16 protein-coding genes and 1 riboswitch are annotated in these 20,523 nt (G+C 71.0%); of the genes, 4 read left to right on the top strand and 12 right to left on the bottom strand.

Going from position 1 to position 20,523, the window contains the following annotated elements:
- The first annotated feature begins 2 nt into the window (after positions 1-2).
- Positions 3-79: riboswitch (ZMP/ZTP riboswitch) on the top strand.
- 71 nt (positions 80-150) lie between these two features.
- Entirely contained in the window at positions 151-1,797 is a 1,647-nt protein-coding gene (gene purH / locus ABD831_RS15680; protein ID WP_344948600.1) for a bifunctional phosphoribosylaminoimidazolecarboxamide formyltransferase/IMP cyclohydrolase, read from the top strand.
- Positions 1,798-1,987: 190 nt separating this feature from the next.
- On the opposite strand, the gene bar is transcribed toward purH, so the two are convergent.
- Positions 1,988-3,124: a barbiturase gene (bar, locus tag ABD831_RS15675; RefSeq protein ID WP_344948597.1), complete on the bottom strand. Its 1,137-nt coding sequence runs from the start codon at positions 3,122-3,124 to the stop codon at positions 1,988-1,990.
- A 5-nt stretch (positions 3,125-3,129) separates the two neighbouring features.
- The gene (locus ABD831_RS15670; protein ID WP_344948594.1) at positions 3,130-4,077 is read right to left on the bottom strand and encodes a carbamate kinase; all 948 of its coding nucleotides are present in this window, start codon (positions 4,075-4,077) and stop codon (positions 3,130-3,132) included.
- A 247-nt stretch (positions 4,078-4,324) separates the two neighbouring features.
- On the opposite strand from ABD831_RS15670, the gene ABD831_RS15665 reads away from it, so the two are divergent.
- Positions 4,325-4,570 carry a hypothetical protein gene (locus ABD831_RS15665; RefSeq protein ID WP_344948592.1) on the top strand — a complete coding sequence of 82 codons (246 nt, stop codon included), beginning with the start codon at positions 4,325-4,327 and terminating at the stop codon, positions 4,568-4,570.
- Positions 4,571-4,661: 91 nt separating this feature from the next.
- On the opposite strand, the gene ABD831_RS15660 is transcribed toward ABD831_RS15665, so the two are convergent.
- The 10 genes from ABD831_RS15660 to ABD831_RS15615 all read right to left on the bottom strand — a co-directional run bounded on the left by ABD831_RS15660 (position 4,662) and on the right by ABD831_RS15615 (position 18,658).
- Positions 4,662-5,804 (bottom strand): alkaline phosphatase family protein, encoded by a 1,143-nt coding sequence (locus ABD831_RS15660; protein ID WP_344948589.1) that lies wholly within the window; start codon positions 5,802-5,804, stop codon positions 4,662-4,664.
- The gene (locus tag ABD831_RS15655) at positions 5,801-7,066 is read right to left on the bottom strand and encodes an alkaline phosphatase family protein (protein ID WP_344948587.1); all 1,266 of its coding nucleotides are present in this window, start codon (positions 7,064-7,066) and stop codon (positions 5,801-5,803) included. Before ABD831_RS15655 ends, ABD831_RS15660 begins: the two co-directional genes overlap by 4 nt.
- 100 nt (positions 7,067-7,166) lie before the next feature.
- Entirely contained in the window at positions 7,167-8,690 is a 1,524-nt protein-coding gene (locus tag ABD831_RS15650) for a carboxyl transferase domain-containing protein (protein WP_344948585.1), read from the bottom strand.
- A 62-nt stretch (positions 8,691-8,752) separates the two neighbouring features.
- Entirely contained in the window at positions 8,753-9,685 is a 933-nt protein-coding gene (locus tag ABD831_RS15645) for an ABC transporter permease (protein ID WP_344948581.1), read from the bottom strand.
- A complete protein-coding gene (locus tag ABD831_RS15640) occupies positions 9,682-10,773 on the bottom strand; it encodes an ABC transporter permease (protein WP_344948579.1) in 1,092 nt (363 codons plus the stop codon). The genes ABD831_RS15645 and ABD831_RS15640 overlap by 4 nt, the downstream gene beginning before the upstream one ends.
- Positions 10,770-12,383 (bottom strand): ABC transporter ATP-binding protein, encoded by a 1,614-nt coding sequence (locus tag ABD831_RS15635; protein ID WP_344948576.1) that lies wholly within the window; start codon positions 12,381-12,383, stop codon positions 10,770-10,772. Before ABD831_RS15635 ends, ABD831_RS15640 begins: the two co-directional genes overlap by 4 nt.
- A gap of 10 nt (positions 12,384-12,393) precedes the next feature.
- Positions 12,394-13,413, bottom strand: coding sequence for a BMP family protein (locus ABD831_RS15630; protein ID WP_344948574.1), 1,020 nt, complete (start codon positions 13,411-13,413; stop codon positions 12,394-12,396).
- A gap of 217 nt (positions 13,414-13,630) precedes the next feature.
- Positions 13,631-14,503: an SDR family oxidoreductase gene (locus tag ABD831_RS15625; RefSeq protein ID WP_344948572.1), complete on the bottom strand. Its 873-nt coding sequence runs from the start codon at positions 14,501-14,503 to the stop codon at positions 13,631-13,633.
- A gap of 2 nt (positions 14,504-14,505) precedes the next feature.
- Positions 14,506-16,545, bottom strand: coding sequence for a hydantoinase B/oxoprolinase family protein (locus ABD831_RS15620; protein ID WP_344948569.1), 2,040 nt, complete (start codon positions 16,543-16,545; stop codon positions 14,506-14,508).
- A gap of 1 nt (position 16,546) precedes the next feature.
- Positions 16,547-18,658, bottom strand: coding sequence for a hydantoinase/oxoprolinase family protein (locus tag ABD831_RS15615; RefSeq protein ID WP_344948567.1), 2,112 nt, complete (start codon positions 18,656-18,658; stop codon positions 16,547-16,549).
- Between the two features lie 184 nt (positions 18,659-18,842).
- On the opposite strand from ABD831_RS15615, the gene ABD831_RS15610 reads away from it, so the two are divergent.
- A complete protein-coding gene (locus ABD831_RS15610) occupies positions 18,843-19,283 on the top strand; it encodes a YciI family protein (RefSeq protein ID WP_344948564.1) in 441 nt (146 codons plus the stop codon).
- The gene (locus tag ABD831_RS15605) at positions 19,280-20,491 is read left to right on the top strand and encodes an RNA polymerase sigma factor (RefSeq protein ID WP_344948994.1); all 1,212 of its coding nucleotides are present in this window, start codon (positions 19,280-19,282) and stop codon (positions 20,489-20,491) included. Before ABD831_RS15610 ends, ABD831_RS15605 begins: the two co-directional genes overlap by 4 nt.
- The last annotated feature ends 32 nt before the right edge of the window (positions 20,492-20,523 follow it).

Here is a 20,523-nt window from a genome sequence, read left to right as displayed (position 1 = left end):
CGCTGGTCGCACACGACTGGCGCGGGTGGGACACCACCGGGGAGTGACGTCGGGAGCATCGACCGCCTGGGTGCCTCGCGAGAACGGATGCCGTTCGGTCAGACCGACCGGAGGTACCGCGACCGACGTCACCGAACCAGGAGTGCACCCATGACCGACGCCCCGTCCGCAGCGCCGACCACCGCGCCGACTACCGGGGGCGACGGCCGCCGCCAGGTCCGGCGGGCCCTCGTCTCCGTCTACGACAAGACGGGCCTCGAGGACCTTGCTCGCGCTCTCGATGCCGCCGGAGTCGGCATCGTGTCGACCGGATCGACCGCGAAGACGATCGCGGCACTCGGCATCGAGGTGACTCCGGTCGAGCAGCTGACCGGCTTCCCCGAGTGCCTCGAGGGTCGCGTCAAGACGCTGCACCCCAAGGTGCACGCCGGCATCCTCGCCGACACGCGCAAGCCCGACCACGTGCGGCAGCTCGCCGACCTCGAGGTCGCGCCCTTCGAGCTGGTCGTCGTCAACCTTTATCCCTTCCGCGAGACCGTCGCCTCCGGCGCGACCCCCGACGAGTGCATCGAGCAGATCGACATCGGCGGTCCCTCGATGGTGCGGGCCGCGGCCAAGAACCACCCGAGCGTCGCGATCGTGACGAGCCCGACGGCATACGGCGAGGTCGTCGACGCCCTCGGGGCCGGGGGCTTCACCCTCGCGCAGCGTCAGCGGCTCGCGGCCGAGGCGTTCGTCCACACCGCGTCCTACGACGTCGCCGTGGCGAGCTGGATGGGCAACGCGTACGCCGACACCAGCGACGGCACCGGCTTCCCGGCCTGGACGGGTGCGACGTTCGACCGCGCGGCAGCCCTGCGCTACGGCGAGAACCCGCACCAGAGCGCCGCGCTCTACCGCCACTGGCGTCCGGGCGTGGCCTCGGCCGAGCAGCTGCACGGCAAGGAGATGTCCTACAACAACTACGTCGACACCGACGCGGCCGTGCGTGCCGCGCACGACCACGGCGACCAGCCGACCGTCGCGATCATCAAGCACGCCAACCCGTGCGGCATCGCCGTCGGCGCCACCATCGAGGAGGCCTACGAGCGGGCCCACGCGACCGACCCGGTGAGCGCGTACGGCGGCATCATCGCGGCCAACCGCACGGTCACGGCTGCGATGGCGGCGGCGGCCAAGCCGGTCTTCACCGAGGTGATCATCGCGCCGGACTACGAGCCCGAGGCGCTCGAGATCCTGACCGCCAAGAAGAACCTCCGCATCCTGCGCCTGCCAGCCGGCATGGCCGGGGCCGCCGACCCGATCGAGACGCGCGCCGTCAGCGGCGGCCTGCTCGTGCAGACCGTCGACAAGGTCGACGCGGTCGTGCGCGGCGAGGGCGACGCCGTGACCGGTGGCGACGACGCCGCGAACTGGCGCCTCGTCGCCGGAGACGTCGCGGACGACGCGACGATCGCCGACCTGCAGTTCGCCTGGCGCGCCATCCGCGCCGTGAAGTCGAACGCGATCCTGCTGGCAAAGGACGGCGCCGCCGTCGGCGTCGGGATGGGCCAGGTCAACCGCGTCGACTCCTGCTACCTCGCTGTGCGCCGCGCGGGGGAGGAGCGCGCCCGTGGCTCGGTCGCCGCGTCCGACGCGTTCTTCCCCTTCGCCGACGGCCTGCAGATCCTGCTCGATGCCGGTGTGCGCGCCGTCGTCGCGCCGGGGGGCTCGATCCGCGACGAGGAGATCATCGAGGCGGCCAAGGCGGCCGGCGTGACGATGTACTTCACCGGGACGCGCCACTTCGCCCACTGACACCGTCGAGAGGCCACGTCTGGCCCCTCCTGACCCGTCGAGAGGCCACGTCTGGCCCCCACTGACCCGTCGAGAGGCCACGTCTGGCCCCTCCTGACCCGTCGAAAGGCCAGTTCTCTTCACGAGAACTGGCCTTTCGACTGCGTCCGAAGGGCCAGACGTGGCCCTTCGACGGTGGAAGGTTCGGGGGTCAGCGGGTCCAGCGGTAGCCGGTGGGGTCGCCCTCACCGAGGTCGACGATCGCCGCGACCGGGCCACCGCCGTCGGGGCCCTGGTGCGCGGCGGAGACCGAGACGAAGACGGCCGGGTCGCCGGTCACCGACGCGGTGACGCCACCGACGGCCGACTTGATCTGGCGGTGCCAGTGCACGTCGGAGTCGTCGAGCATCGCGTTGCGTCGCCCGTGGACGGTGCCGTCCTGGCTCACCTCGCACTTGAGGAAGACGTTGACGAGGCGCCCCTGGATGTCGCTGCTGTGCGGACGCTCGGGCAGGTCGAGCCCGGCGTCCTTGATGGCGCCCCACACGCCGTCGGCGTCGAGGGCGTCCTGCATGACGGAGTGGCCGATGCGGTAGCGGCCACCGATGCCCTTGGTGTTGCCGACGACGACGACCTGGGCCTGGTCCAGCTCGACGCCGGAGCTGCACGAGGCGACCGACGAGAAGAGCGAGCGGTTGTGCATGATGTCGGCGTCGGTCGGCATCTCGATCTCGCCGAGGGCGACGGCGATGCCGAGGCCGGTCGTGCCGTTGGAGAGGTCCATCGACTCGTGCGTGTGCTCGGTCCAGACCTGGTGGCCGCGGGACTTCGCGTCGCGGATCGTGTGGATCGTCAGCAGCGGCGTCTTGGTCTGCACGTAGTGCACGTCGGCAGGGTCGGTGATGCCGGCACGCTCCATGGCGATCTTCACGGCATCGGCGACCTTCTGCACCATTGCGACGTAGCCGATCTCCTCGGGCTTGATCGGCTCGCTCATGGCGAAGCCGACCGTCAGCCGGGGCTCGTCGGACTGCTCGGCCTGCTCGGCCGGGACCGTCGCGAAGATCGTCGCGTGCGGGCTGATGATGCCGTCGGTGCCGCCGGACCACACGATCGGGACCTGCTTGACCTGGTCGGCCGGGGCGCCTTTCTCGACGAGGACCTCGCGGAACGCGCGGTCGGCGATGATCCGGGTGTAGTCGTTGACGCCGCCGTTGCCCTCCGTCTTGCCGATGATGGCGATGACGCGGCTCGCCTCCATGACACCGTCGTCGATGAGCTTGGCGAGCTCCGACGCGTCGGCGACCGAGTGGATGGGGACCTTGCGCACCTCAATGGCTTCGGGCACGTGAATCACCTTTCTCTTTCAGGGTTTTCGATGACGGTGCCGACCTGGCCGTCGATGGCCGGGGCGAGCTGGTCGAGGGCCGTGATGATCGATCGTGAGCCACCGGAGCGCACGAAGCGCATCGCAGCCTCGACCTTCGGCCCCATCGAGCCGGACGCGAAGTGGCCGGCTGCGGCATACGCCTCCATCTCGTCGAGCGTGACCCGGCCGATGTCGTGGGCGTCGGGGGTGCCCCAACCGGCGACGGCGTGCGCGACGTCGGTCGCGATGACGAGCACGTCGGCGTGGACGGCGCCGGCGAGCAGGGCAGCCGTGAGGTCCTTGTCGATGACAGCCTCGACGCCGCGCACGGCGCCGTCGGGGTCGCGGACGACGGGGATCCCCCCGCCGCCGGCCGTGACGACGACGTAACCGGCGGCGAGGAGTGTGTGCAGCGTGTGCGTCTCGAGGACCTCGACCGGCTCGGGGGAGGCGACGACGCGGCGCCAGCCCTTCTCGCCGCGGTCCTCCCAGCGCTCGCCGTGGTCGATGAGCGTCTGCGCCTGCTCGCGGGGGAGGAAGCGGCCGATCGGCTTGGTCGGGTGGGTGAAGCCGGGGTCGTCGGCGTCGACGAGGGTGCGCGTGATGATCGCGGCGACGGGTCGTGCGACGTCGCGGGCCGCGAGAGCGGTCTCGAGCGTGTCGAGCAGCGTGAAGCCGATCGTCCCCTGCGTCTGCGCGCCGCACCAGTCGAGCGGGACCGGCGGCACGACGTGCGCGGCGAGCTCGTTCTTGACGAGGAGGTTGCCGACCTGGGGCCCGTTGCCGTGCGTGATGACGACGTCGTGGCCGGCGGCGATGAGCTCGGCGAGGTGGTGGCTCGCCACGGCGATGGCGTCGAGCTGCGCCTGGGGCGTCGCGTTGCCGTCGGGCCCGGTCATGGCGTTGCCGCCCAGCGCCACGAGCACCCTCACGGCGCGTCCTCGGTCGTCATGGCGTGAGCCTAGGGAGCGGGGCCGAGCGGGCGCGTTGTCACCTCCTGCCCAATGCGGCCCTCCACATTGGCAGATGTATGCCGTCGGGCGTGGCCGGTCGGCCGCTGACCCTGGCGGCCGGCTGCCCCGACCTCGCACGTGGGCCGTGGTCGCCCGCGGGGTACGAAGGGATAATGTCGGGAGGTGCCGTCCGGTGCGCCTCGCTCGAGCCGAGAGGTGGAGACACGTGGGAGTCGGAGTCCTGCTTGCCGTCGTCGGGGCCATCCTGACCTTCGCGGTCCGGGCCAACACGTCGGTGGTCAGTCTGCCCACCGTCGGCGTCATCCTCATGGTTGCCGGCGGCCTGCTCATCTGGCACGGGCGCAAGGGCACGCAGCACAAGCGCGTCATCACCCGTGAGGAGCGGCCGCACGGCTCCACGACCCCGACGAGCACGGTGCGCCAGACCATCGAGGAACGCGACATCGACTGACGCCGCTGATGCCCCTGACGCGACAGGCAGGGCTGACGCGAGCGGCCGCCCCGGGACGAGGTCTCGGAGCGGCCGACGAGCCCGGAGTCGGTCAGCGGTTGTAGACGTCGAGGCCGAAACGGTTGAGCCCGGGCTGTGCGGCGTACCCGAGCCGGGGCTGGCCGAAGACGTCCTCGAGGCTGGCGAGCAGCGAGTAGTGGTTGTAGGACGTGCTGCTCACGGTCCCGGGCCGGCTGAAGGGCGACAGGACGAGCGCCCCGACGCGTCCGCCGCCCATGCCTGTGATCCCCGGTGCCGGGCTGTTGGGACCCGGACCCTCGCCGCAGCACGCCGAGGCGTCGCTCTGCGGGCCGTCCGACTCGTCGAAGGTGATGACGAGCATGCCGTCGCGCTTGAACGCGGCCGATCCGGTGATGAGTGGGACCCACTGCCGCAGGAAGGCGTCGGCGCTCACGAGGCCGCCGGGCTGGCCGTCGACGCACGGGCTGTCGTGCCCGTCGTGGCAGAGGTTCGGCGTGATGTAGCTGAGCGCAGGGGTCGTCTCGGCGGCACCGAGGCCGCCGGCGAGGTTGTTCAGGTCCACGACGTCACGCGCGCAGGTGCCGGAGTCGGTGACGGAGGCGAGGTACATGAACGGGTTGTGGCGCACGGCGTACTGGTCGCCCACCCGGGCCTTCTGGGTGTCGTCGACCGCGCCGGGTTGCGGGTGCCGACACGGCGTGCCCATGTCCTCCATGTAGCCGCGCCACGAGATGCCTGACGACGTCAGCTGGCCGGGCAGGCTCGGCACGTAGGCCGGGAGCACGCAGCCGTCGCCGACGTACTGCCCCGGTGACACGACGGCCGACGGGGAGGTGACGAACGGCGAGTAGGTCTGGCAGTCGGCCTGCGTCTGCATGTTCGGGCCCTGGCCGGTGACCTGGGCGATGTAGTTCGGCAGCGAGTTGTGGGCGGTGCCGTAGTACTGGCTGAGCAGCACGCCCTGGGAGCGCAGCGTCTGGGACAGGTAGGGAGCGGCCGAGCCTGCGCCCCACGTCTCGTCGTAGCCCTTGTTCTCGAGGTTGATGACGAAGACGTGCCCCACCGGCGGGAGGTAGGACGGCGAGGATGCGGTTCGTGGCGCGGAGGTCGGGGCCGGCGATGCGCCGGCGCTCCCGGCACCCGTGAGACCGGCGGTCACCAGGCCGAGGGCCGTGAGCACGGCGATGAGCAGGGCGGAGCGGGAGCGGTTCACGGCAGGGTCCATCCTTGTGAGAGGGCAAGCTTCTTCAGTTCGAGCCACTGGTTGTTGTCACTGGGTACGGCTGCGGCACAGGGCGTTCCGATGACGGACGGCACGTCGTAGCGTGGCGCCGAGGTGTCGTGCGCGGAGTAGTCCAGCACCTCGGCGAGGTTGCGTGCGGCAGCGTCGCGCGGGGTCAGGGCGGGGAGACCCCAACGCCACTCGATCATCTTGAGCACCGACGTGTGGTCGTACGTCTCGTGGGCCACGTAGCCGCGTCGGGCCATCGGCGAGATGACGAGGCAGGGCACCCGGAATCCGTGCAGGGTGCAGTCGGGCCTCGCGTCGGGAGCCGTGGTGGGGGCGACGTGGTCGTAGAAGCCACCCCACTCGTCGTAGTTGACGACGAGCACCGTCCTGGCCCAGTTCGGGCTCTCCACCAGGCTTGAGTAGACGGTGTCGAGGAAGTGCTGGCCGGCCCGGATGTCGCTGTGCGGGTGGTCGTCGGCGGAGGTCCCGGTCGACTCGTCGGTGAACTGGGGGTCGACGAAGGACACCGCGGGGAGGGTGCCCGCCGCGGCCTCGGCCCGGAAGCGCGCGAACGGGCTCGAGATGGTCTGGTACTTCGTGCCCCACAGGGCCGTGAAGGGGACGTCGTTGAAGTAGTACCGGGCGTCCACGCCCGCGTCGGCCAGCCGGTCCCAGATCGTCGGCATCGTCGCGATGGCGGTGGAGTTGTGGGTGCGGTCGGTCTGGGCGGAGTGCTGGTAGAAGCGGTTGGGGTAGGTCTCGGCGAGCACCGCGGAGAAGTAGGAGTCGCACACGGTCCAGTCGCGGGCAGCCCGGCCGTAGAAGGCCTGGTCGGCGTCCGTGTAGTAGCCGATGGCGTACTCGTCGTTGTCGCCCGAGCGCAGCCAGCCGTCGCACCGGCCGTCGTCGTACTGCACGCGGCCGCCCTCGTAGGAGTGGTCGGGGTCGGGGTGGCCGCAGCCCTGGAAGTCCGTGAGGTGGTGGGTACCGTGCGGTATGCCGTAACGGTCGACGTACGTGAGCCCCGCCTGCCGCCCACGTGCCCCGGGCACCCAGCCGAGGAAGTGGTCGAACGAGCGGTTCTCCATCATGACGACGACGATGTGGTCGATGCCCGACTGCTGGGGTGCGGGCAGGGCGGAGGGGCCGGCCTGTGCCGCACGGGCGGCGCCGGTGGGCATGCCGAGGGCGGTTCCGGCGGCCACCCCGGCGGCGCCCAGGACCTGTCTTCTCGTGATCTGCATGCCCGGGACAACGACCCCGGTCGTCGAAGGCCACGGCCTCGCGGGATGGTTCAACCGCTGTTCACCTGGTCGTGGCCGAGGCGTCGACCACGCCGTCGTCTCAGGAGACGGTCGTCCCTGGTCGTCGGCCACCGAGGGCCCGGTAGCGGGCTAGTCGCGCCGCGAGACGGTCTGCCGGCCGCTCGCGGGCCAGGACCGCGAGCTCGTGCTGGATGGTCTGGCTCATCCGCCGGCAGAACTCCTCCGGCTCGTCGGCGGCGTCAGGGTGCTCCGCGACGATCCGGTCGACGATGCCGTCGGCGAGCAGGTCGACAGAACGCACGCGCTGGGCCGCGGCGAGATCCGGGGCATGCTCGGTGTCGCGGTGCAGGATCACCGACGCACCCTCCGGAGGCAGCGGTGACAGCCACGAGTGCTGCGCACAGATGACGCGGTCGGCAGGCATGACGGCCAGCGCACCGCCGCCGGTGCCCTGACCCAGCAGGACGCACAGGGTCGGCGCCTCGAGGGTGACGAGGTCGGCGAGGCAGCGGGCGATCTCACCGGCCATGCCGCCCTCCTCGGCCTCCTTCGACAGGGCTGCACCGGCCGTGTCGACGATGCTCACGAGCGGGAGGTCGAGCTCGCGGGCGAGCGCCATGCCTCGCCTCGCGACGCGCAGCCCCTTGGGGGACAGGGGAGTGTCGAGGGTCTGGCCCCGCCGGTCCTGCCCGAGCACGATGCACGGGGCTCCGCCGAACCGGGCCAGGGCCATGAGCATGCCGGGGTCGTACTCGCCCTGGCCGGTGCCGTGCAGGGGCAGCACGTCCGTGGCTCCGAGCTTGAGCAGTGCCCGGACTCCGGGCCGGTCGTCGCGCCTGGAACGCACGATCGACTCCCACGCGGGGATGTCGGCGAGCGGCTCCTTCACCAGCTCGGGTACGTCCGGCACGTCCTCGCGCGGCCCCATGAGGACGTTCAGCGCCCGGTCCGCCGTCTCGGCGAGGGCCTCCACCGGGAGGATCGCGTCGATGAGACCGTGCTCGAAGAGGTTCTCGGCCGTCTGGACCCCGTCGGGGAACGGCTGGCCGTAGAGCGCCTCGTAGACCCGGGCGCCGAGGAAGCCGATCATCGCGCCGGGCTCGGCGACGGTGACCTGTCCGAGCGACCCCCACGACGCGAAGACACCACCGGTCGTCGGGTGCCGGAGGTAGACGAGGTAGGGCAGCCCGGCCGCCTTGAGCTGCGCGCAGGCCGCGCTGATCTTGACCATCCCGACGAACGCCGGGGTGCCCTCCTGCATCCGGGTGCCGCCCGAGCTCGGTGCCGCGAAGACGGGGAGCTCCTCGCGGACGGCGCGCTCGAAGGCGAGCACGATCCGTTCGGCCGCCACGGCGCCGATCGACCCAGCGAGGAACCTGAACTCGCCCGCGATGACCGCGACGCGCCGCCCGTGGATGCGGCCCTCGCCGGTGATGATCGCCTCGTCGCACCCGCTGCGCTCGGCAGCGGCAGCCAGCTCGGCGGCATACGCACTGCCTGGCGCGCCGGACTGGTCAGGAGCGGCGTCCCAGCTCTGCCAGCTCGCGTCGTCGAGGACGGTGTCGAGCAGCTCTCGTGCCCCGAGCCGGCGTTGCTGCGTCATTGCGAAACCCCTTGTGGGCGTGAGTGGTCCGTTGCTGATGCCGTGACTCGGTGAACAGTGGGTCAGTGCGACGTGCGGCTCTCACGGTCGTAGTTGCGCCCCAGGAACGCGGGGATCCGCGCGAAACGCAGTGCGAACATCATGACGAGCAGCGTCGCGACGTAGGGCAGCATCGAGATGAACTGGTGCGGCACGTCCAGTCCGCCCACCTGCACCCGCAGGGCGAGCACCTCCATGCCGGCGAAGAAGGCAGAGCCGAGGAGGATGTACTGCGGCCGCCAGCCCCCGAAGAACGCGAGCGCGATGGCGAGCCAGCCGCGGCCCGCGACCATGCCCTCGGTGTACGTGCCGGTGTAGGTCATCGGCAGGTACGCCCCGGCCAGGGCCATGAGGGCGGCGCCGGCGGCACTGCACCAGATGCGCGTGCGGGCGACGTTGACCCCGAGGCTGTCGGCGGCCTTGGGGTTCTCGCCGACGGAGCGCAGCTTGAGGCCATGGTTGGTCCGGTAGAGCAGCCAGTAGAGCAGGCCCGACACGACGAAGGCGAGGTAGACCATGGCCGACTGCTGGAAGAGCACCGGCCCGAGCACCGGGATCGACGACAGCAGCGGGATGCTGACGTCGTCGAGCGTCGGGATGAGCGGCGGCTGGAGCGTGACGCCGATGACCACCTTGTAGAGCAGCGATGCGACGCCCGTGGCGGCGAAGAAGAGCGCGAGCCCGATGACGAACTGGTCCAGACGGAAGCGCGTGGTCACCCACCCGAGGAACCAGCCGAAGAAACCGCCGACGAGCGCGGCGACCACGAGGCCCACGAGGTTGCCACCGAACTTCAGCGACACCAGGAACCCCACGCTCGCGCCGAGCATCATGAGGCCTTCCTGGGCCACGTTGAACACCCCGGCGCGCCCGGCGAGCATGGTGCCCTGCGCGGCGAGGATGAACGGCACCATCGCCGTGACGACGAGCTGCAGGAACGAGGTGACCTCGGTCATCGTGACGACCTTCCCAGACGGGCCCCGACGACGTCGGAGAAGAGCAGGAACAGCAGGATCAGGGCCTCGACGATGAGCACCATCTCGCTGGGCACGCCGGCGCTGCGCTGCATGGCGCTGGAGCCGACCTCGAGGACGGCGATGCCGAAGGCGACGAACGGCACGGCGAGAGCGTTGCCGCGCGCGATGAGCCCGATGATGATGCCGAGGAGCAGGTAGTTCGACTGCATCCCCTCGATGAGCTTGCCGTGCACGCCGGCGACCTCGATGGCCCCTGCCAACCCGGCGAGAGCGCCTCCGACGACGAGCGACCCGACGGCGACCCGCCCGATGCGGATGCCGTGGACCTGCGCCGCTCGGGCGTTGGCGCCGACGGCGCGCAGCTCGTAGCCCGGGACGCTGCGTCGCATGACGACGACGACCGCTGCCGTGACGAGCACGGCGAGCAGCACACCGAGGTGCATCGGGGGCCGGCCCACGAGGGGGAGCAGCCCACCGTCGCCGATCGGGATGGTGGTCGGGTGACCGGCGGCCGGGTCGCTCCACACCTCGGAGGCGACGTAGTCGACGATCCCGAAGCTGACGAAGTTGAGCAGCACCGTGCTGAGGATCTCGTTGATGCCGAAGCGGTCCATCAGCCAGGCGGCGATCCACGCGAACACCGCGCCGGCGAGCACGCCGCAGACGAGGACGAGCGGCAGCAGCACGGGCAGCGGGAGGTCGGCCAGCAGGATGCCGGCGGCCGTGCTCGCGGTGGCCCCGACGAGCAGCTGTCCCTCACCACCGATGTTGTACTTGCCGGCCGCGAGAGGAATGGTGAAGGCCAGCGCCAGCAGGACCAGGGGCACCCACTTGTGCATCGTCTCGACGAACCCGAAACCGGACTTGAACGACGTGGTGACGATGGCCCGGTACGCGTCGAGCGGGTTGTGGCCGAGGATCGCGATGACGACGCCGGCGACGACGAACGCCATGAGCACGGCCACGACGTACGAGGCGACCTGCCGGGCCAGCGCAGGCCCGCGCCCCGGGCTGGTGCCTGTGCCGGACTTCGGCGGGGTCTGGACGGGGATGGTGGTCGTCGTCATGCCGACTCCTCGAGTCCGGCCATCAGGTGGCCGATTTCGTACTGGTCGTACTCCCCGCGGCGACGTTCGCCGACGATGCGACCGGAGTAGACGACGAGGATGCGGTCGCAGAGGTTGGTCAGCTCGTCGAGGTCTTCGGAGATGAGCAGCACGGCGGAGCCGTTCGCGGCGGCCTCACGGGTGCGGTCGTAGACGAACTGGGTCGAGGGGATGTCGAGACCTCGCGTCGGGTTGTGCAGGATGAGGAAGCCCGGCTCGTGCGAGAACGCCCGCGCCAGGATGATCCGCTGGATGTTGCCCCCTGACAGCTGCGCGGCCGGCGTGCTCGCCGACGGCGCCTTGATCGAGAACGCCTTGATCGACGCCTCCGCGTGCTGCCGGGCCCGACGCCAGTCGAGGAAGGGCCCGGACCGGAAGCGTCGCCCGCGCTGGGCGCCGAGGACGAGGTTCTCGACGATGCTCTCGGAGGGGAGGATGCCGTCGCGGTGACGGTCCTCCGGCACGTACGCGACGCCCCCGTCGAGCCAGGTCGCGGTCGGGGCTCCGGCGAGGTCCTTCCCGTCGAGGGACACCGCACCGGAGACCATGGGGCGGACGCCGGAGAGGGCCTCGGCCAGCTCGACCTGCCCGTTGCCGGCGACGCCCGCGATGCCGAGGACCTCGCCCCCGCGGACCGACAGGCTCACGTCGTGGGTGGCCGCGACGCCCTGGTCGTTGCGCGCCACCACCCCGGAGACGACGACCCGCTCGGGGGCGTCGCTCACGGCATACGTGCTCGGGGCGCCCTCGCGGGCGACAGGGGCAACCATGCCCGCGGTCACGACCTCGGTGACCCGGCTGACCATGGCGTCGTCGCCGACCATGAGACCCGCGAGCTCGGTGGGCGTCGTCGCACGGCGGGCGACGGTCCCCACCCGGCGCCCGTCGCGCATGACGGTCAGCGTGTCGCAGACCGCCATCGTCTCGCGGATCTTGTGGGTGATGAACACGACGCTCATCCCCTCGTCGACGATCGCGCGGAGCGAGCCGAAGAGCGAGTCGACCTCCTGCGGCGTGAGGTTCGTCGTCGGCTCGTCGAGGACGAGCACCTTGGCCCCGCGGTAGAGCGCCTTGAGGATCTCGACGCGCTGGCGCAGCCCGACGGACAGGTCGGCCACCGTGGCGCCGGGGTCGACCGTGAGGCCGAACCGCGTCGACAGCTCGGCGATGCGCTCGGCCTCCCCGCGCAGGTTGATCGCCGGCCACGACGGCAGGTCCGTGCCGAGGACGATGTTCTCCGTGACGGAGTAGGTGTCCACCTGGAGGAAGTTCTGGTGGACCATGCCGATGCCGTGGGCGATCGCGTCGCGCGGGTCGCGGATGACGACCTCGGCGCCGTCGAGGGTGACGGTCCCGGCGTCGGGCCGGTAGAGGCCGTAGAGGACGTTCATGAGCGTCGTCTTGCCGGCTCCGTTGCCGCCGAGCAGGCCGTGGACCTCGTTGCGGCCGACCGTGAGGTCGACCCCGTCGAGGGCCACGACCGGCCCGAACGTCTTGCGTATGCCGTCCATGTGCAGGAGCGGACGGGGCGCCCGCACGGCGCTGTCGATGCTGTCGGTGCTGTCGGTCATGGGTGGGTCATCACTTGATCGGCGTGAGGTTCTTCTCGACCATGACCTTGCCCGACCTGATGTCGGCGACGGCCTGCTCGACCTTCGCGGCGACGGCCGGGTCGACGTTCTTCGGCGTCTGGATCGAGACCCCCGCGTCGAAGCCGAGCGGGTAGTAGCCGTTGCGCTCGCCCGCCTTGATCTTCGTCAGCATGTCGCCGAGGGGCTTGGTGAAGTCATAGATCGCGGAGGTGGCGTAGTGCTGCGGGTCGAACTGCGACTTGTCGGTGTACTTCGCCGTGACGATGACGTTGTCGGTCTTGCCCTTGAGGGCCTGGAAGGCGCCGACCATGCCGAGGTTGAGCGAACCGATGATGACGTCGTTGCCCTGGCCGACGAGCTGGGAGGTGATCTGCTGGGCCTTCGTCGGGTCGTTGAAGTCGCCGGTCCAGACGGGCGTGACCGTGGCGCTCGAGCCGCTGTCCTTGAGCGCCTGGTTGATCGCGTGGACCTCGGAGTAGGAGAACGGCAGCGACAGTCCGCCGACGTAGCCGATCTTGCCGGACTTGCTCTGGGCCGCGGCGAGGATGCCGAGGGGGTAGAACGCCGTGTGGAAGTTGCGGTCGAGGACCCAGAGGTTGGGGACCGACTCCTTGGGCTTGTTGTCGAACTCGCCGATGAAGGTGACGTCGGGGTTCTGCTTCGCAAGCTTGCTCGTCGCCTCGAAGTACTGGCTGCCGTGGCTCCAGATCACCGTGTAGCCGTCGGCGAGGTACTCCTTCATGACGCGCTCGGCGTCGGGCACCGGCACGCTCTCGGAGTGGGCGGTCTCGGCGCCCTGCGACTTCTCGGCGGCCTGGAGGGCGAGCAGGCCGAGGGCGTTGTAGTCGGCGTCGGTGGCCGACCCGGAGAAGATCGCGGCGATGCGGGGGGCCCCGCCGCCGGGGCCGGCGGTCGTGCTGCTGCCCGGCTCGTTCGAGCCACACGCTGCGACGAGCAGTGCGACGCCGACGGCGGGGACGAGGATTCGGAAGGCGGAATGACGTGCCATGGGACCTCCAAAGGGTGCTCCGGCGTCCGCGAGGAGCCGGTGTGAGTTCGGCCCTGTGCCGTTGCGAGGACTGTGCCAGCGGTGGTGAACGTCACTCTTCGTCAACATGTGACAGCGGCAGGAGGCTCTGGTTGTGTCCCTCGTGCAACGGCCCGGCATGGTGGCGTCACGGTGCCGACCGGCCGACGGACAGCAGGTTGGTCCACGAATCCCCTTGTCAGAGAACCGTATTTGACGACTGCCTCATCGAGTCGGATTCCAGGCGGAGCGTTTCCGCCCAAGAATGCGGATCCCTTCCGAGGAGGCGGCGCAGCGTCGACGCGTCGCCCACGAGGCCACCGCGGTCGTAGGACGCGAACATGGCCAGCAGGTCGTCACGCGCCTGGGGTGTCAGGGACGCGCCGGGCCCGGCGACCCAGCCGGACAGCTCCACGCGAACGGCCTCGACGGGGTGCCCGAGCACGTCCGCCGCGACGACCGCCTGGTCGCGAACCGAGAGCACCTCGGGCCCGGCGAGGTCGTAGGTGACGCCCTCGTGGCCGGGGCGGGTCAGCACCGTCGCCGCGACCTCGGCCACGTCGGCGAGATCGACGTTGGTGAAGGGCGAGTCGAGCGAGTAGGGCACCGCGAGACGCCCGGCCAGGGCCGCGCCGACGAGGTTCTGGTGGTATGCCGCGGGACGCAGCACCGTGGCCCCGGGCAGGTGGGCGCGCACGACCTTCTCGGCCTCCGCCTTGCGGAGGTGGTGCGGCATCGACGCGTCATCCGGGTGCAGCACGGAGTGGAACACGAAGCGCGACAGGCCTGCCCGCGCCGCCGCGCGAGCGACGCGGTCGGCCATGCCCACCTCGTCGGGGTGCACGTTGGGCGCGAGGTGGTAGACCGCATCGACACCCGTGACGGCCTCGTCGAGACCGGCACCCGACTCGAGGTCAACGACCGAGATCGACCGGGCCCCAACGGCATACGCTATCTCGGCCCGTGGTGCCGAACGCACGGCAGCGCGCACGTCGACGCCTCGGGAGGTGGGCGCCGCCGTCACGGCGCGACCGGTCTTGCCGGCCGCGCCGATGACGAGGACCGTCGCCATCGTCAGACCCAGTCGACATCCGCCGCCGTCCGTCCGGCCGCGAGCGTGGCGTAGCCGGGGCCGCGGTCGAAGAAGGGCTGCTCGTCGTCCCGGTCGGCCCGCAGCTGCTCGCGGAGGGCGTCCGAGGCGTCGGAGTCGATGACCGGGCTGTCGAGGTCGCCGGTGGCGACGACGCCGTAGTCGCGGCGCGCGCCGTCGAAGGAGACCTTGCCCCAGCGGAGGTCGCGCTCCACCTCGTCGTAGGGTCGCTCGAGCGGGTCGCCCCAGCCGCCGCCGCCCGTGGTTCGGATGCGGATGACCTGACCGGCCTTGACCACCTCGGCGTCGGCGAGGGCGTCGACGGTGCGCTCCTCGGGTCCGCCGACGTCGACGGTGACCTCGAATGGACGACCGGCCTTGCCGCCCTTGACGCCCCAGCAGGCGAGGATCGACCGGTCGGCGATCGACATGAAGTGGGCGTCCTTGAGCATGCGGATGTGCTTCTCGTAGCCGAGGCCGCCGCGGTGGCGACCGGCGCCGCCCGAGTCGACCGCGAGGCCGAGGCGCTCGACGATGAACGGGAAGCGGCTCTCGGTGAACTCGGTCGGCAGGTTGCGGCTGTCGGGCACCACGTGGATCGTGTCCTCACCGTCGGCGTAGTAGCGACCGCCCGAGCCGCCGCCGAGCACCTCGCGCATGAGGTAGTCGTTGCCGTCGCGGTCCTTGCCGTAGACGCCGGTGTAGCGGATCGTCTCCTGGTCGGCGGGCATCTTGCCGTCGACGGCCTTGGCCACGACCCCGGCGAGCACGCCGAGCAGGCGCAGGATGACGAAGGTGCGCGCGTTGGTCGGCGCCGGGTAGATCGGCGTGAGCAGCGTGCCCTTCTCGGGGAACTTCATCTCGATGAGCGGCACGATGCCCTCGTTGACGTCGAGCTCGGCCATCCGCTCCGGGGTGTCCGCGAGGTTGCGCAGGATCGGCGCGAGCCACTTCTTGAGGAAGTTGCCGCCGACGTAGTCGCCGCAGTGGTTGATCGGGCCCTTGGCCTGCGGCGCCGTGCCGGTGAAGTCGATGACGAGCTTGGGTCCGCCGTCGCCCGGGCCGGGGCCGCCGGTCGACAGCTTGGTCAGCGTGATCCGCTGCGTGTGCAGCTTCGGCTCGTCGACGCCGTCGTGCTCGGCGTAGTCCTCCCAGACGTACGTGCCGTCGGGGATCTTGCTGAGGATCTCGCGGCGGTAGGTCTCGGTCGTCTTGTCGAGGATCGCGTCGAAGGCGGCCTCGATCGTGTCGCGGCCGTAGCGCTCGAAGAGCTCACCGAGACGGCGCGCGCCCATGAGGCAGGCCGAGCACTCGGCGTCGAGGTCGGCCGCGAGGCTGTCGGGCATGCGGCTGTTGCGCGTCATGATGCGCAACGCGGCCTGGTTGGGAACTCCCTTGTCCCACAGCTTGATCGGTGGCACCGAGAGGCCCTCCTCGAAGACCGTCTGGGCGTTGCTCGGCATCGAGCCGGGGACCGCGCCGCCGATGTCGTCGTGGTGGCCGAACGCCTGGACGAAGGCGACGACCTCGCCACCGGAGAAGACCGGGACGGTGACGCAGAGGTCGGGCAGGTGGCCGATGCCGCCCTCGGACTCGTAGACGTCGTTGTGGAAGAAGACGTCGCCCTCGGCCATCTCGGAGAGCGGGAAGTCGCGGGCGATCGGGTGCACGAGCGCGCTGTAGGAGCGGCCGGTCAGCTTGCGGAGCTGGCGGTCGTGGATGCCGGCGCGGAAGTCGTGCGCGTCGCGGATCATGGGGGAGCGCGACGTGCGGGCGATGGCGGTCTCGACCTCCATCTCGACGCTGGCGAGGGTGCCCTCGACGATCTCGACGAGGATCGGGTCGACCGTGCTGCCCTCGGGCGTCAGGCGGTTGCCGTGCTCGTATGCCGTGGGGAGCCCGGCGGGGTTCGGGACCCGCTCGTCGCGGCCGGCGTCGCCGACGTGCGGCGCGGTGCCGTGCGAACCGGTGGCGGCGTCGACGGGGGCGAGCCGGGTGGCCGCGGTCTGGCAGGAGAAGCACATGTCAGGCCTCCTTCGTGATGACGAGGTTGCCCAGCGTGTCGACGCGGACGACGAAGCCGGGGTGGACGGGGACGGTCGAGCCGAACTCCTCGATGATCGCCGGGCCCTCGACCGTGTCGCCGGCGAGCAGGGCGGGACGCCACCAGACGTCGGTGTCGACGTAGCCGGCGTCGGCGTCGAAGCAGACGGGCCGAACGCTGCGGTGGGCGCGCTCGCGGACGTCGGGGGTGCCGGCGGCGTCGGCGGCGGCGAGGTCACGCAGCTCGGGGCGCGTGATCGGACCGACACCCGTGACGCGGAGGTTGACCCACTCCACCTGCTGGGTCGGGTCGCCCCGGAAGTCGTAGCCGTAGAGCGCGCGGTGCTCGTCGTGGAAGCGCGAGGCGACGCCCGCGGCATACGCCTCGTCGACGTCACCCTCGGGCGCGGCGACTCGGACCTCGTAGGCCTGGCCGAAGTAGCGCAGGTCGACGGTGCGCGTGTAGCGGTGGCTCTCGCGCGAGAACCCTTCGGCGTCAAGGGCGCTCGCGGCCTTCGCCGTCAGGTCGTCGAAGGTCTTCTGCACGGCGGCGTGGTCGAGGGACGAGTGGCGCGACACGGCGGTCTGGACGTAGTCGTTCTTGACGTCGACCGTGAGCAGCCCGAAGGCGGAGACGTTGCCCGGGTTCTGGGGCACGACGACGCCGGCGAGACCGAGGATGTCGACGAGGCGGCAGGCCAGCAGCGACCCGGACCCGCCGAAGGTGGCGAGCATGAAGTCGCGCACGTCGAGACCGCGCTTGACGCTCACCTGGCGCAGGGCGTTGGCCTGGTTCCACGCGGAGATCTCGAGGATGCCGGTCGCGCAGCGCTCGAAGTCGAGGCCGAGGCGGTCGGCGAGGGCTGACACCCCGGCTCGCGCTGCCTCCACGTCGAGCGGGATCTCCCCGCCGAGCAGGTGCGGGGGAATCCGGCCCAGGGTCACGTGGGCGTCAGTGATCGTCGGTTCGGTGCCGCCCTTGGCGTAGCAGAGCGGGCCGGGGTCGGCGCCGGCGGACTGGGGCCCGACCTTGAGCGACCCCTCGGGAGAGATCCACGCGATCGAGCCGCCGCCGGCGCCGACCGTGACGACGTCGATCATCGGGATCTTGCTCGGGTAGGCACCGACCGTGCCCTCCGTCGTCAACGTCGGCTCACCCGAGAGGACGACGGAGACATCGGTGGAGGTGCCGCCGCCGTCGCACGTGAGCACCTTGTCGAAGCCCGCTCGGCCGGCGATGAGACCGGCGCCGAGCGCACCGGCGGCCGGGCCCGAGAGGACCGTCGTGATCGGCTGGTGCACGACCTCGTCGGCCGAGAGCACGCCGCCGTTGGACTTCATCACGTAGAACGGGATCGAGGCGCCACCCGTGAACTCGTCGAGGCGCTCGTGGATGTTGCGGACGTAGCGCGACACGTTGGGCTTGACCGCGGCGTCGACGAGGGTCGTCATCGAGCGCTCGTACTCGCGGTACTCGCGCAGCACCTCCGAGCTGATCGAGACGACGGCCTCGGGGTGCTCCCGGCGCAGCACCTCGCGCATGGCGAGCTCGTGGGTGTCGTCGGCGTAGGAGTGCAGGAAGCAGACGGCGATCGTCGTGATGCCGCGCTCCCGGAACCAGCGGGCCACCGCGACGGCCCGCTCCTCGTCGAAGGGTCGGATCTCGTTGCCCTCGAAGTCGAGGCGTCCGCCGACCGTCTTGACGAAGTCAGCCGGGACGATGCGCGGGGGCTTGACCCAGAAGTAGGAGTTGCCGTAGCCGTCGGGAACGGCCTGGCGGGCGATCTCGAGGATGAACTCGTAGCCCTCGGTCGTGATGAAGCCGAGCGCCTCGACCTTGCCCTCGAGCAGCTTGTTGGTCGCGACGGTCGTGCCGTGCGAGACGGCGCTGATGTCGTCGCCGCTCGCGCCCATGAGGTCGAGCACCTTGCGGACGCCGGTGAGGAAGCCGTCGGCGGGGTTGCTCGGCGTCGAGGGGGTCTTCGTCGTGACGAGCTCGCCCGAGTCCTCGTCGAGTGCGACGACGTCGGTGAACGTGCCGCCCGTGTCGATGCCGATGCGGATCCGGCGGCCGGGGGAGGTGCCTGCTGTCATGGTGAGGATTCAACCGGCGGGGACCCTCGCCGGGCGTTGGCAACTCGTGCCAACACCTGCCCGGTTCTGGGCCAATCCTCGCCAGACCTGTTCGAATGTCGGAGATGGATGTCGAGCGCGCGTCGCCGCCTCCGTCCCCCGGGTGAGCGTGCCATGCTGGCACGACGCGACGAAGGAGTGAGACATGACGCAGTACCTCATCGGCGTGGACTTCCAGGCCGGCGACGACCCGGCCCCGATGTCGGACTGGACCCCCGAGGAGGTCCAGGCCCACCTCGACTACTACGGGGAGCTCATCGGCGAGCTCGAGGCCAACGGCGAGCTCGTCTCGTCCACGATCCTGACCGGCCCCGACCTCGCCAAGATCGTCCGGTCCGACGGCGTGGCGCCCGTCGTCACCGACGGCCCCTTCCAGGAGTTCAAGGAGTGGATGGCCGGCTTCCAGGTCGTCGAGGTCGACTCGGAGGAGCGCGCCCTCGAGATCGCCTCCCGGATGTCCGCCGTCCCCGGTCGCGGCGGCCGCCCGACGCGCCAGCCCATCCACGTGCGCCAGGTCATGGACCACGCGCCCGCGGACCCCGAGCAGATGGACGCCTTCCTGCGCACGGCGGGTGCCTCCAGCTGAGCGCAACTCCCGCCGTCGACGACCTGCTGCGCGCGCTCGCGCCGCAGGTCGTCGGCATCGTCAGCCGCCGCTTCGGCGACTTCGACTCGGCCGAGGACGCCGTGCAGGAGGCCCTGTTGGCCGCGACGCGCCACTGGCCCGTCGACGGTGTGCCGGACGAGCCACGGGCCTGGCTCGTGACCGCGGCCTCGCGGCGCCTCGTCGACGTGTGGCGCAGCGACGCGGCCCGGCGCGACCGGGAGGCGCGCGTCATCGCCTGGGAGGTGCCGGCATACGACCCCGTCGACCACGACGACAGCCTCACGGTGCTGCTCCTGTGCTGCCACCCGTCGCTCACCCCGGCATCGGCGATCGCGCTGACGCTGCGCGCCGTCGGCGGCCTGACGACGGGTGAGATCGCGCGCGCCTTCCTCGTGCCGGAGGCCACGATGGCCCAGCGGATCAGTCGCGCCAAGGCGACCATCCGCGCCTCACGAGAGCCCTTTCGTATGCCGTCCGCTCCCGATCGCGATGCCCGTCTCCGATCCGTGCTGCACGTCCTCTACCTCCTGTTCAACGAGGGGTATGCCAGCACGCACGGCCACACGGTGCAGCGGATCGACCTCTCCCGCGAGGCGATCCGCCTGACGCGGCTGCTCGTCGGCGGCGTGCCCGACCATGCGGAGGCCCAGGGCCTGCTCGCCCTGATGCTCCTCCTCGAGGCACGCAGTCCGGCACGCAGCGATGCCTCGGGCGCGCTCGTGCCGCTGCCGGAGCAGGACCGCTCGAGGTGGGACCGGCCGCTCGTCGCCGAAGGGCTCGACCTGCTCGGTCGGGCGATGGCGCACGGGGCCGTGGGGGAGTACCAGCTGCAGGCCGCCATCGCCGCGGTGCACGACCGGGCCCCGACGGCGGCCGACACGGAGTGGGAGGAGATCCTGACCCTCTACGGTCTGCTCGAGGACGTCACCGGCAACCCGGTGGTGACGCTGAATCGCGCGGTGGCCGTGGCGATGGTGCGCGGTCCGCAGGCTGCGATCGAGGTGGTCGACGAGGTCGAGGACCGGCTCGGCACGACGCACCGGTGGCTCGCCGTCCGGGGCCAGCTGCTCGAGATGGCGGGCGACACCGCGGCAGCTGCCGAGCTGCTCGACCGGGCGGCCGCGACCGCGACGAACGAGGCGGAGCAGCGCCACCTCGCCGAGAGGGCTGCCCGACTTCGGCCCTGAGCCGAGGTGGGCGGCTTCACTCGCCGAGGGTG

The sequence above is a fragment of the Terrabacter ginsenosidimutans genome (genome assembly GCF_039539425.1).
GTDB lineage: Bacteria > Actinomycetota > Actinomycetes > Actinomycetales > Dermatophilaceae > Terrabacter > Terrabacter ginsenosidimutans.
The sequence above is the reverse complement of the archived record's forward strand: the minus strand, read 5'-3'. Positions and strand labels throughout refer to the sequence as shown.

Coding starts and splice junctions, on each gene's coding strand:
- ABD831_RS15625 (WP_344948572.1), bottom strand. CDS start 14,503: ATGGCGACGGTCCTCGTCATCGGCGCGGCCGGCAAGACCGGTCGCGCC.
- ABD831_RS15610 (WP_344948564.1), top strand. CDS start 18,843: ATGACGCAGTACCTCATCGGCGTGGACTTCCAGGCCGGCGACGACCCG.
- ABD831_RS15620 (WP_344948569.1), bottom strand. CDS start 16,545: ATGTGCTTCTCCTGCCAGACCGCGGCCACCCGGCTCGCCCCCGTCGAC.
- ABD831_RS15645 (WP_344948581.1), bottom strand. CDS start 9,685: ATGACCGAGGTCACCTCGTTCCTGCAGCTCGTCGTCACGGCGATGGTG.
- purH (WP_344948600.1), top strand. CDS start 151: ATGACCGACGCCCCGTCCGCAGCGCCGACCACCGCGCCGACTACCGGG.
- ABD831_RS15640 (WP_344948579.1), bottom strand. CDS start 10,773: ATGACGACGACCACCATCCCCGTCCAGACCCCGCCGAAGTCCGGCACA.
- ABD831_RS15650 (WP_344948585.1), bottom strand. CDS start 8,690: ATGACGCAGCAACGCCGGCTCGGGGCACGAGAGCTGCTCGACACCGTC.
- ABD831_RS15630 (WP_344948574.1), bottom strand. CDS start 13,413: ATGGCACGTCATTCCGCCTTCCGAATCCTCGTCCCCGCCGTCGGCGTC.
- ABD831_RS15615 (WP_344948567.1), bottom strand. CDS start 18,658: ATGACAGCAGGCACCTCCCCCGGCCGCCGGATCCGCATCGGCATCGAC.
- ABD831_RS15635 (WP_344948576.1), bottom strand. CDS start 12,383: ATGACCGACAGCACCGACAGCATCGACAGCGCCGTGCGGGCGCCCCGT.
- ABD831_RS15655 (WP_344948587.1), bottom strand. CDS start 7,066: ATGCAGATCACGAGAAGACAGGTCCTGGGCGCCGCCGGGGTGGCCGCC.